Below are 11,964 nucleotides of genomic sequence, written 5' to 3' on the forward strand. Positions count from 1 at the left end.
ATGGACTGGAAAAAGATAGCGTTCTTCGCAGGGGCACTCATAATCATAGGCGGTCTCATCAACTGGGCAGGTGCCCAGGGTATAGCGGAAATCCTGAAGGATTCAGACCTGAAGTACTTTCTCCTCGCCATTCTGGTGTACGTCGTAACCCTGGTGGCCTGGGCCCTCAGGTGGCAGGTTCTCCTAAGTGGGCTCGGCATAAAAGCCCCGTTCAGGGCCGTTTTCTCTGCAATCTTCGTCGGGATGTTCTTCAACAACATCAGCCCCGGGGCAAAGGGACTCGGAGAGTTCATAAGGGTTTACTATCTGGCAAAGAGGGCCAGAAGCCCCTACGGTCTGATGACGGCCAGCGTTATGATGGATAGGATTTTGGATCTCGTTCCGGTCGCCGTTATGATGGTTCTAGCCACGCTCCACGTTTACCGGCTTGGGCAGATCGAGCTGACCGTGCTGATAATAGTGCTCGACGTTATTCTGATGGGGTTCACAGCCCTCGTGGTCTGGCTCCTCATGGGCGAGACCAGGGCCCCGCGTGCTGTATGGAGAATATACCGGCTCTACCACAGGATATTGTCGGGGAGAGCCGAGAAGCAGAGGGATTTTTTCAGGAACATAGCCGAGAACACAATACCACGTCTCCAGTCGGACTTCCGGCTACTCTCCAAAGACAAAACCGTTACAATCGTTGCCACATTCCACTCCTTCGTTTACTGGGGCCTCACGATAGTCCGCTACTACCTGATCTTCCTCGCGATACGCTATCCAATAGCACCCATCGATATAACCGTCGTCCTGGTCGTCTCGATGGTCGTTGGTATGTTCGCCATTGTTCCGGGAGGGGCGGGCATAATCGAGGCAGTCAATTCAGCCGTCTTCATAGCGCTCGGTATAAACCCCGAGCACGCTGTTACGGGCGTCATCCTGGAGAGGTTGCTGTCCTTCTGGGGCCCGACGGTCATAGGTTCACTCGTGACCGCAGACTACAAACCTGAGGCCCCTGAGGAGATGCCAGTTACCGCACCGGACGAGAAAACTCTGAAAAAGGGAATGGAAGAAACGGACGAAAGGGATGGAGGATGAGGTTCGGGATAGTGGCCAGGAGGGACCGGGAGGCGGCACTCAAGCTCGCCTACCGCGTCTACGACTTCCTCAAGGTCAGCGGGTACGAAGTATGCGTCGACACTGAGACTCACAGACATCTCCCGGAGTTCCGGGAGGAGGACGTATGCCCCCTTGAGGAGTTCGATGTTGACTTCATAATCGTTATCGGCGGCGATGGAACGATACTGAGGGTGGAGCACAGAACCAAGAAGGACATACCCATCCTCGGAATCAACATGGGCACCCTGGGATTCCTCACCGAGGTCGAGCCTCACGAGGCCTTCTTCGCCCTCAGCAAGCTCCTTGAAGGGGACTACCACCTGGACGAGCGCATAAAGCTTAGAACCTACCTGAACGGGAGAAACATCGTCCCCGACGCTCTGAACGAGGTCGCGGTTCTGACAGGAATCCCCGGAAAGATAATCCACCTCAAGTACTACATAGACGGCGGCCTTGCCGACGAGATAAGGGCCGACGGCCTGATAGTATCGACGCCAACGGGCTCGACGGGCTACGCTATGAGCGCCGGTGGCCCCTTCGTCGATCCCAGGCTGGACGTGATCGTTATAGCCCCCCTTGCACCCATAGCGCTGAGCTCCCGGCCGATGATAGTACCATCTTACAGCACGATAGACATCAAGAACATAGCCCTCACAAGGGAGATAATCCTCGCAATAGACGGGCAGTTCTACACCTACCTGGAACCGGGAACCGAGATAACTGTGAGGCTCTCCCCGAGAAAGGCCAAGTTCGTTAGGTTTACGAGGGAAGTTTACCCGAAGTACACGATGAAGATCAAGAGGAAGTTCTGAGGAGTTCCTTGAGGTCTTTAACGGGAGTAAACTCCCTTTTTAACATCATGAGCTCCCTATCCCCAACCGTCGAGTCGCCAACGAGGAGGAGTACCGTCGAGCCGGCCTCAACGGCATAGTCCTTAAGCGTCGAAAGGAAGCGGAACACCGACCCAAAGTCGTTGTAGAGTATCAAAACTTCGAGGCAGTCTATTATTATGAGCCTCCCTCCCCCCTGGAAGAACTTCACCGCGCTGTCAAGGATCACGTGGAGTTTCGTCGGACCCACTCCCTGATCGCTAGCTTGGGTTATCCAAAGGGCCTGGGCATGCTCACAGGACTCCTTGTACTTCCATGGGCTTCTGGTAACCACCAAAGTCGGAACCTTGCAACTTCCAAGGAATTCAAGAACAGAATCCTGATCCCCGAGGTACAGAAAACCCCCCGGCGGAAGGTTTCCATTATTAACTTCCCCCACGGGGGTGGGGAATATCCGCCTCTCAACACTTCGGATGTAATTGATGAGACCGTAGGTTATGCCGACTATGGAAAAGAAGTAGAGCGCCTGCTCAAGGGGTATAAACGGTTCGGGGTCAGCTGCAAAGTCGTCGCCGATGTCAATAAGCCGACCCAGCGAGGCCATCAGAAGGGAGAAAGCCGTGATTATTAAAAACCGATTTAACGGCTCACCATAGCGGTTGATCCTCCTCAGGGCATAGAGAGCCGCGTAGCCTATCACCAGAAAAAGAATGATATCGGCCACTAAAACAAGGGGAGACACCCTTAACACCATACAACATCCACCTCGTCGGTTCTGAACTTCTGCTTGACCACGGTGTCATTGAGCGAGAAGCGCACCCCTCCCAGGTACATTCTCAGGCCGGTGTAGGCTATCATCGCACCATTGTCGCGGCAGAGGTCGTAGGGCGGAACGAAGAAGTCTATCCCCCTGTCCTCTGTCATGACCTTCAACATCTCGCGAAGGCGGTTGTTGGCGGCGACGCCGCCGACTAGAACTACCTCATCCTTGCCGGTGTGAGCCACGGCCCTCTCCGTCACCTCCACCAGGGCGGCAAAGGCAGTTTCCTGGAAGGAATATGCCAGATCCTCAACGCGGTACTTCCCGGTTCTGTACTTCCTGACGGCTTCCGTGAGTATTCCAGAGAAGCTCAAATCCATCCCCTTGACCGCGTAGGGAAGCTCTATATAGCGTTCACCTTTCAGTGCCAGTTTTTCAATCTTCGGGCCACCAGGGAAGCCTATTCCCAGCTCCCTCGCGAAGGTGTCTATCGCGTTGCCTATTCCTATGTCGAGGGTCTCGCCGAAGACACGGTAGCGACCGCCTTCCAAAGCCAAAACCTGCGTGTTTCCGCCGCTGACGTAGAGGCCAACTGGGTCTTTAACCCCAAACATTTTGGTTATTTCCACGTGGGCGATGCAGTGGTTGACGCCGACTATGGGCTTCCTGTACTTTATCGCCAGCGCCCTCGCGGCCGTGGCAACGACGCGGAGACAGGGGCCGAGACCCGGCCCCTGGGAGAACGCTACAACGTCAACGTCCTCCATCGTTATTCCGGCCTCTTCAAGGGCTTTTTTGAGAAGGGGCTTCAAGAGCCTGGCGTGATGTTCAGCGGCCTCTTTTGGATGAATGCCGCCCTTCTCGGTGGTTAGGGTGTGGAATACGTTGGCAAGGACTTCTTTTTCTGTAACGATGCCTATGCCGAGAGTGTGGGCGGTACCCTCTATTCCGATAGCTATCATCGCCATGAAGGTTGAAGAAAACCTATAAAAAGTTGCCGGGCTACTTCCCCGGCCGGTAAATCTTCTTCTCAAAGGTCACGAAGTCGGTCCAGGAGACATGTGCCAGGAAGCCGGCTTCGAGCCTGGGACTGTCTCCACTAAAGGCATCCATCTTGTATGAACTTCCCACGACCTCTCCGACGAACCAAGAGTGGTCTCCGTAGGCCTTCTCATCTACCAGCCTGCACTCGAGGTTGGCCAGAGCGTTTCCGATGCTCGGGGTTTCAATGACCTTTGACGGGACCAGTTCTATGGAGGTTTCCCTCAGCTTTGAAGGGCCGTGCCTCGTCCCGACTATCCAGACGTCGTCGAGCATTCCTAAACTGGGAACGCTTATCACAAACTCCCGGTGCTTCCTGATAAGTCCCCACGTGTACCTCTCGGGCGCCACTGCCACGCCGACCATAAAGGGCTCGGCGGAAACTATCGTGACCCAGTCGGCGGCCATGACGTTTGCTTCCCTACCCTTACCTGCCACCACAAGATAGGTTCTCATCGGATAGAGAAGCCTGTACGGCTTCATGGCATCACCAAAAATTAATCCAATTTCATATTATAAAAAGGGTGGGGCTCAGTGCCTTGCGAGCCATGAAAGGGCCCTCGCCGCGCGCTCCGGGGTCGGGAAGTTCTTGATCCCATGCTCCTCCAAAAGCCGGACGCCTTCCCTGACCAGGTCTCCGGCCATGAAGTTGACGATGACCGGCTTATCGCATTCGGCCTCGATTACCGCCTTCGCTATCTCTTCGCTTGGAATAAAAATCGGTGGCACGCAGATAACGAGGAGCGAATCCACGTTTTTATCTCCGCAAACGACCTCGATGGTCCTCCGGTAACGCTCGTAGTCGGCATCGGCTATCAGGTCTATCGGGTTCTTTACCGAGCACTGGGGTGGGAGAAAAGAGCGGAGTTCCTCGATGGTTTCATCGCTCAGCCTGACCATCTCAAGGCCCAGCCTTTCGAGCTTGTCCGTTGCGAGAACGCCCGGACCGCCGGAGTTGGTAATTACCGCGACCCTCTTCCCGGCTCGGGTGTACATCTCGAAGGCCTTGGCAGCATCGAAGAGCTCCTCCATCTCCTCGACCTCGATGGCGCCGGCCTGCCTGAAGGCCGCGCGATAAATCTCGTAAGAACCCGCGAGCGAGCCTGTATGTGAAGCCGCAGCTTTAGCTCCGCTCGCGCTCTTGCCGGCCTTGAGGATGATGACTGGTTTTTTAGTACTCGCGTAGCGGAGGGCCTTTAAAAAGCGCCTGCCGTCCTTAACGCCTTCGATGTAGAGGGCTATAGCCTTGGTATTCTCGTCGTCCGCGAAATATTCAAGGAAATCGCTCTCGTTTAAATCAGCGGCGTTTCCATAGGAAACGAAGGCAGAAAAGCCTATCCCCTCGTCGTTGCCCATTGCCAAAGCCGCGCCACCGAAGGCACCGCTCTGACTGATTAATGCCAGCCCACCGGGCTTAACCCTGACCTCAAAGGAGCCGAAGAACTTCCCGTGGACGCCGAAGATGCCGGCGCAATTGGGGCCTATAACGCGGACGCCGTGCTTTTTAGCTTTTTCAAGCAGCTCGCGCTCAAGCTCCTCGTTTCCAACCTCGGAGAAGCCGGCTGAGATGACGACGGCGCCCTTGATGAGGGGACCGATTTCGTCGATGAGAGCGGGAACGAACTTCGCCGGGATTGCAATTATAGCGCTGTCCACAGGTTCATCCAGTTGCTCCCGGATTTGGAAGGTTCTCCCCGAGATTTTGACAGTTCCGCCCTTCGGGTTGACCGGGATTATCTCCCCCTCAAAGCCGCCCTCGACGATGTTCCTCAGGATTTCGTAGGCTATGGCGCCCTTCTTGAAGGAGCCAAATACCGCGACACTGGAGGGATAAAAGAAGAAGTCCATTCACTCACCTCCGCCCTCATCCTCCTCAGGGAAAGGTTCCTCCTCCCAGGGCTTCTCAGGCTCGGTCTCCGTTTTTTTCTTGGTCTCCCGCCTCCTCACTACAATGAGAACAACCACCACAACGAGAACTGCTGCGATTCCGTAGACATAGAACCTGTAGGTTGATTTCTTCTCGGTTACGGTTATTATGAGGGTGTGGTCCGGAGCGATAACATAACTACCCCCCACGACGGAGATGCTGTCAAATGCACCGGGGAGCTTCACCATTGCTTTCCATATCTTTTCGGAGGACGTCTCCTTGTAGGCAACCTCCGGCCTAGCGACGCCTATAACCACTAGGGAACCGTTTTCCTGGCGAGTATCGATGCTCATTATGTTCATCGTGGCCTTGAAACTCGCGAGAAGCTGGGTGATTATCACGGGGGTAGCGTTGGCGCCTGTGAATGTCGCGTTGAACTGGACGTAGCCCTCGTGCGGATCGTACTGGAGAGATATCTCCTTCTGGGTGGCGTTTAGGAACCTGACGTATGAGTACACGTGAGTGTATAGCTCTATCAGAGGTATGAAATCCCCGTTGTTCCACACGGCGACGTTGTCGCTCAGGTCGTCCGGAACGGGAGCGAGGTTGGCTATCTCGTAGTCCTGTGGGAGAATGAGGGTGAGTCTCTCCCAGGTGTAGTCGAAGACATGACCCTTGTACACAAAGTCCAAGTTGCCAGTGACGGGACACCGGAGGATTTTTCCGTCGCTGATGAGGAAGTTCGCAACCGCGAAGGTCACGACGGCGGACCAGTTGTCAAGAACCTTAACCGGCCCTCCAGACGGGAGGTATATCGTACTACTTATGTTCGCCGCTTCGTATCTCTTCTCAAGGTTGTCCTTCATGTTGTCGTAGACCAGCTCCTTTACAAAGTCCTTGAACTCCTCTTTGGCCGCGGTCGTGTTGTTGGAGGCCAGATATTCAAAGTAGGCCCGGTAGTGTGGATCCGTGAGAACCACGTACATCTTGAACGTCCCGAGCCACGTCGAGGTGTTCTCTATGACAACTGGAGCAACCTTGATGGTCATGTCTATCTTGAAGAGGGGCTGAGCGTTGTCTGCGGCCCCTACCTCACCGACGAACGGAGTAAGTAGAAGAACGATGAGTATGAGCGCCACGAATCGCCTCATTCAATCACCTCCACGGGAATCTTCCCCCGGCGATAAAAAAGCTTATTGGTTCCTTCACCTAAGTTCCTCCCATGGGGAAAAAATACCGGAAAGTGGTCGTCGGCGGAACCTTTGACAGACTCCACCTCGGCCATAAAGCCCTGCTGAGGAAGGCCTTCGAGGTTGGGAAGTACGTCTACATCGGACTCACCTCCGACGAGATGATACGTGAGAAGCCGTACGCGGATAAAATCCTCCCATACGAGATACGGCTCAAAGATTTAATCAAATTCTTCGAGGTTAACGGCTACTCCAACTACCGCGTGATCAAGATACACACTGCGATAGGCTTCGCGGACGAGATGAAGAGCCTAGAAGCCATAGTTGTGAGCGAGGAGACCTATAAAGGCGCGCTCATCGTGAACAGGGCGAGGGAGGAGAAGGGCCTAAGGCCCCTTGAGATAGTCACCATAGGGATCGTGAGAAGTTCCTTAGGTCCCAAAATCAGCTCATCCCTCATAAGGGCCGGTCTCATAGACCCGTTCGGGAGGCCGCTCTCCAGTGGAAACGAAACCCCCGAGGGAAAGGCGTTTAAGGGACAAAAGCGTAACACCTACGGTGATACCCAATGTCGAAGCTGAAGGAGCCGATTATAGCGATTAACTTCAAGACCTACGCCCAGGCCACGGGCGATGGGGCCTTGAGGATAGCCAAGGCCGCCGAGAAGGTCTGGAAGGAGACGGGTATAACCATCGTCGTTGCACCACAGCTGGCCGACCTCTACCGCATCGCCCAGGAGGTCGAGATTCCGGTCTTCGCCCAGCACATCGACCCGATAACGCCGGGCAGCCACACCGGACACGTCCTGCCGGAGGCGGTTAAAGAGGCCGGGGCAGTTGGAACGCTCCTCAACCACTCGGAGAACAGGATGATTCTGGCGGATCTGGAGGCCAGCATTAGAAGGGCAGAGGAAGTCGGGCTAATGACGATGGTCTGCTCCAACAACCCGGCTGTCAGTGCTGCAGTTGCAGCTCTTGGCCCGGACTACGTTGCAGTGGAGCCACCCGAACTGATAGGTACTGGAATTCCCGTCAGCAAGGCCAAGCCAGAAGTTATAACCGACACAGTCGAGCTGGTCAAGAGGGTCAACCCGGACGTCAAGGTTCTCACCGGCGCGGGGATTTCCACCGGAGAGGACGTGAAGAAGGCCCTTGAACTTGGAAGCGTTGGCGTTCTCCTCGCGAGCGGTGTAACCAAGGCCAAAGACCCGGAAAAGGCGATAAGGGATCTGGTGTCGCTGATCCTCTAAGCCCTTTTCTAACTTTTAAGCTCTGGAGGCTTAAGATTTATAAGCTCGGACTCGGCTTTTCTATCGGGCAGCCCCGTGGTGTAGCGGCCAAGCATGCGGGACTTTGGATCCCGCGACCCGGGTTCGAATCCCGGCGGGGCTACCAGATATTCCCGCAATCTCTCTAAAAACCGCTCCCATTGCCCTGCTAAACAATTCCAGAAAGAATTCCATGTTTTCTGGTAAATACTGTCCGCTAAGCTCTCCTTCATAGGGGGTCGCGGGACTGCTCTCATGTCCCATGACCCATCTATCATATTCGAAGTTCAAACTATTTTTCCGCATCTTCATGGCCGCCACCACGGAGATCTTCAATCTATTAGTAGGTCTCCCATCTTTAATAAACTTAGTCTTGAGATTAACGGCTGAAATCAACAAACTCAAGAAGAGTTCGATTTTCAAGTGGGTCATGAGACCTGAAATCCCATGACGGTATCCAGTAAGTGCAGAAGCATTTTGGTTCAGTACCACTACAGAAAGTCTCCCACAGGCTTTGAGACTTGTTGGAGTAGTAGCAAATCAAAAAGAAACGTACAACAATGCACATTCAAAGAACTCTCCTACAAGGTTTCTCATCGAAAAACCTGAGCATAACGCTCGTTGAGATAAGGTGAACTTTGTTTAGTTAGATGCGCTGATAAAACCTCAATGTGCACTCTAACAAAACATCTTTACCCACATCTTAACTCAACACCCCTCTCCCCGAAAACCCCAAAAAATCTCCTCTCAACCACAACCACCGCAAGAACTTGAGGATCGTTGAAAAAAACTCTCCTTGCCAGAATGCCGAGCGAGCACACTCGCCTAGGCCCTCTTTTACACCCCAATTTCACACGCGGTGGAGCAGGCCACCCAAAACTTCTATCCACGTTCCAATTAATGAAGTGACAAAACTCGTTCTGTCCGCATTTCTCGTTGTCGCCAAAAAAAGAGCTTTTTTAAAAGCAACGGAGATAGCAGACAATACTGGTTTTTTCTTTTCATTGATTGGAATGTTGAACCAAGATAGTGTAGTCCCATCAAAAGCAGCTCCTGTTTGTGAGAATTTCCCGGTGCGCTGGTGGTTTGTTTAGTATTTTTTTCTCTATGACAAGCTTGATTTTTGAAAACCAGTTATCTCCACCAGCTTCAGATGTGGAAGTTACTAAAGAGCACTGTTTTTCGCAGGGGTCTTTAGTTAGAAGATAAATAGAGATGATTAGTTAAGCTTCGACCAGCTGGGCGCGATTGTCATGCTGTTATCCCAAGACTCCCCACGATAGTCCCAAGAACAAAAACTCCAATAAAATCAAAAAGAAAAGGGACTAATCATTCAAAAGGCAATCGGCGGTAAAGAATGTTTTAACCGCTATCAGCAACGAAGTGGCGTTACTGTAAACAACAACCCCAGTTACAGGAGATTCATCCATGACTGCCCCGATGAGTCCACCCTCGCTGATTCTTCCCCTCCTGAGAAGTTCAAGTTCTACAAGCCTGACAATAGCCTGCCGGGCGTAGATATCAAGCACTTCCTCCAACCTTCGTCGTCTGAGTAACCGTTCCAGCTCCATGTTGTTGCAGTTTCGTATGCACAACTGCTTAGTCGGAATGCGGTATTCAACACACATAAAGTATTCGACACAGCCGGACCCCATTGGTTGTATCCCCCCACAATGAAGGAGGTTGAGGAAACATTGAATTTAGCTGAGAACAGGACCTCTGATATGTACATATTTCTGATGATGGGACAACTCAGAACAAGCATGCACGAGGAAATTTTATGCCCCTTTAATTTTTATTTTGAACGGATTTTTTATTTATTTAAATAAATCAGTAAAATGACATTTAGCCTGAAAACACGCACACAAAATCAAATATCAAACCGTAAGCTTGTTATTGTGACCCATTCTGTCCTCGTGGGCAGTAAAATACTCTGTGGATATTTATTCCCCAAAATAACAAAAGAAAAACAAAAAGATGTCAATTCAAGAGGCCCGTGTACTCCGCACTGTGAACCGGAGCCATTAATGCCATCCCATGTTGAATGGTAGCATTTGTCTTTGAAGGACTGTTGAAGCTTCCCTCAGGGATCGTGGGTTTAGAGGCGGTTTTTCTTGGCAATATCCCTATCATCCTCTTCTGCCCTTCCGTGAGCACACTGATATCGTAGTAGAGCTCTCTGTAGTACTTCCAGAGCTCCTGCACACTTATTCTGGCATAGTTGGTTCTGTGGACATCGTTTGATGGCCTGTGTCCAGTTAGCTTCCTGACCGCCCCAAATACCTTCTCATTGTTCATTCCCTTCTCTTCAGCCCTCCTCTCCCATTCCTGTATGAGGAGCTTTCGAAAGTACTTGATTTCGAATCTGTGCAGTCCATCGCTGGTGATAAAATTCAGATTTGCGCCAAGATCCTCCAGATTTCTGCTTTTCTTCGCTATCTTGTGCAGGAACGTGTCCTTCAAGCTTCTCTTGCCCGGTCGCATGAAGAGATATCCATCCCGCCTTCTGATTTCATCCCCACTGAGTTCCAAGTAGTATTTCACCGCATACTCAGCCTCCCTGGTCATGAATACTATTTTGTGGCCCTCTATTCCCAGCAGTTTGCCTTCCTTTGTTCTGGCGGCAGGTAGTTTAATGGCGTGTGTTTCAAAGTCGATGTCATCAATCCTGAGCTGCACCACCTCGCTGACTCTCCTGCCCGTGCTGAAGAGCAGCAGTGCAAACGCCAGTGCCTTGGCATACTGTTTTTCTTTCAATCTACCGAGCTGAAACAGCAGTTCCAGTCTTTTAAAGAACTCTCTGGCATCTTCGAGTGTTAGATCCGGAGTATTTTCCTCCTGCTCGATTTTTCTTGCTGTGTTTACTTTCCTCAACGGGTCCTTCAGCGCATCTATCAGGACTTCCGAAACTCCCATCATCCTCAGCAGTAAAATCACTGCCTGCAGTCTTTTTGTCATTGATGAGTTTGCGTATCCAGCCCTTATGAGGGCTCTTACATATTCCACCAAAACTCTTCGTGAAACAACGTACTCTTCCCTATTGGTTGGGGCTTTTATTCTATTTCCTGATTCAAGCCGCCCCGTCTTTACAAACCTCAGGAACTGCCACACAAACCTTTCAAGCTCTTTTCTGTATGTCTCAGAGATGCTGTGGCTTGATGCATAGTCTGCGAGCATTTCCTCAACGTCGTCGCTTGAGATAAGGTACTGAAGCTCCTCAGGCCGGTATTCCAGTCTGATTAAACCCGTCCTACGCATTCATTGGTCCCACCAAATGTTAATTTGGAAAAGGAGTATTTAAACATGGTGGAGCCAAAAATAGAGGCCTGTAGGAGTATGTTTAAATATTTAGAAAAACAAACTGCGTATTTTGAAGAACAAGAGTATTTAAACGCACCCATGGTGGGTGGAAGGAACGTCAGCATCACCAACCCTGAAAAGACCCTGGTTGATTGTCTCGACAAGCCCCAGCACTGCGGTGGAATCATCGAAGTCATGAAGGCGCTAAGAAACGGCTCTTTTAATAGAGAAACTCTTTTGGAGTATGCGAAGCGGATGAGGAGCGTAGCGGTTCTGAAGAAGCCCGGTTTTCTCAGCGAAAAGCTCGGACTTGGTCTTGAGGGAGAAATAAAGATACCTGAGAAGAGCCTCAGGAGCTTTCCCCTACTGGACCCCACAATGCCCTCGAAGGACCAATTTTGACCGCAGATGGGGCCTCAGAATAAACATTTCCAAGGATTACCGGGGTGAGCTTGAGTGATAGGGGATGAAATAAAGCATAAAGCTAAGGAACTTGGAGTTCCCGTTTCCACGGTTGAGAAAGCCTGAGAACTTCCCCAAACTTTTCCACAAATACCATCCATTCTCTGTTGTCGAGTAACCATTAACTTTTTTAATGATTAGTTGAT

Annotated in this window: 12 protein-coding genes and 1 tRNA gene; 6 read left to right on the forward strand and 7 right to left on the reverse strand. The window is 51.7% G+C overall.

What is annotated here, in order from left to right; genetic code table 11:
- Together E3E25_RS08430 and E3E25_RS08435 are read left to right on the forward strand one after the other, a co-directional pair.
- On the forward strand, positions 1-1,080 hold the full coding sequence (locus E3E25_RS08430; RefSeq protein ID WP_167892867.1) for a lysylphosphatidylglycerol synthase transmembrane domain-containing protein: 1,080 nt from the start codon (positions 1-3) through the stop codon (positions 1,078-1,080).
- The gene (locus tag E3E25_RS08435; RefSeq protein ID WP_167892868.1) at positions 1,077-1,913 is read left to right on the forward strand and encodes an NAD(+) kinase; all 837 of its coding nucleotides are present in this window, start codon (positions 1,077-1,079) and stop codon (positions 1,911-1,913) included. Before E3E25_RS08430 ends, E3E25_RS08435 begins: the two co-directional genes overlap by 4 nt.
- On the opposite strand, the gene E3E25_RS08440 is transcribed toward E3E25_RS08435, so the two are convergent.
- From E3E25_RS08440 to E3E25_RS08460, 5 genes are read right to left on the reverse strand one after another with little or no spacing between them, the layout of a single operon-like run.
- A complete protein-coding gene (locus E3E25_RS08440; RefSeq protein WP_167892869.1) occupies positions 1,897-2,685 on the reverse strand; it encodes a DUF835 domain-containing protein in 789 nt (262 codons plus the stop codon). The genes E3E25_RS08435 and E3E25_RS08440 overlap by 17 nt on opposite strands.
- Positions 2,676-3,653, reverse strand: a complete 978-nt coding sequence (locus E3E25_RS08445) for a bifunctional N(6)-L-threonylcarbamoyladenine synthase/serine/threonine protein kinase (protein ID WP_167893139.1) — start codon at positions 3,651-3,653, stop codon at positions 2,676-2,678. The genes E3E25_RS08440 and E3E25_RS08445 overlap by 10 nt, the downstream gene beginning before the upstream one ends.
- A 40-nt stretch (positions 3,654-3,693) precedes the next feature.
- Complete coding sequence (locus E3E25_RS08450; protein ID WP_167892870.1) at positions 3,694-4,215, reverse strand: flavin reductase family protein; 522 nt, start codon at positions 4,213-4,215, stop codon at positions 3,694-3,696.
- A gap of 48 nt (positions 4,216-4,263) precedes the next feature.
- The gene (locus E3E25_RS08455; protein WP_167892871.1) at positions 4,264-5,580 is read right to left on the reverse strand and encodes an acetate--CoA ligase family protein; all 1,317 of its coding nucleotides are present in this window, start codon (positions 5,578-5,580) and stop codon (positions 4,264-4,266) included.
- A complete protein-coding gene (locus E3E25_RS08460; protein ID WP_167892872.1) occupies positions 5,581-6,750 on the reverse strand; it encodes a hypothetical protein in 1,170 nt (389 codons plus the stop codon).
- 71 nt (positions 6,751-6,821) lie between these two features.
- On the opposite strand from E3E25_RS08460, the gene coaD reads away from it, so the two are divergent.
- From coaD to E3E25_RS08475, 3 genes are all read left to right on the forward strand, one after another.
- Positions 6,822-7,370, forward strand: a complete 549-nt coding sequence (gene coaD / locus E3E25_RS08465) for a phosphopantetheine adenylyltransferase (protein ID WP_240910800.1) — start codon at positions 6,822-6,824, stop codon at positions 7,368-7,370.
- Positions 7,358-8,038 carry a triose-phosphate isomerase gene (tpiA, locus tag E3E25_RS08470; protein ID WP_167892873.1) on the forward strand — a complete coding sequence of 227 codons (681 nt, stop codon included), beginning with the start codon at positions 7,358-7,360 and terminating at the stop codon, positions 8,036-8,038. The genes coaD and tpiA overlap by 13 nt, the downstream gene beginning before the upstream one ends.
- A gap of 69 nt (positions 8,039-8,107) precedes the next feature.
- A tRNA-Gln gene (locus E3E25_RS08475) sits at positions 8,108-8,183 on the forward strand.
- A 1,198-nt stretch (positions 8,184-9,381) separates the two neighbouring features.
- Here the strand turns inward: E3E25_RS08475 and E3E25_RS08480 are convergent.
- Positions 9,382-9,585 (reverse strand): hypothetical protein, encoded by a 204-nt coding sequence (locus tag E3E25_RS08480; protein ID WP_167892874.1) that lies wholly within the window; start codon positions 9,583-9,585, stop codon positions 9,382-9,384.
- Between the two features lie 451 nt (positions 9,586-10,036).
- On the reverse strand, positions 10,037-11,314 hold the full coding sequence (locus E3E25_RS08485; RefSeq protein WP_167892875.1) for a tyrosine-type recombinase/integrase: 1,278 nt from the start codon (positions 11,312-11,314) through the stop codon (positions 10,037-10,039).
- 48 nt (positions 11,315-11,362) lie between these two features.
- Between E3E25_RS08485 and E3E25_RS08490 the strand changes: the two genes are divergently transcribed.
- Entirely contained in the window at positions 11,363-11,758 is a 396-nt protein-coding gene (locus E3E25_RS08490; RefSeq protein ID WP_167892876.1) for a hypothetical protein, read from the forward strand.
- Positions 11,759-11,964: the final 206 nt, after the last annotated feature.

This window comes from Thermococcus sp. MAR1, from assembly GCF_012027305.1.
In the GTDB taxonomy this organism is placed as follows: Archaea; Methanobacteriota_B; Thermococci; order Thermococcales; family Thermococcaceae; genus Thermococcus.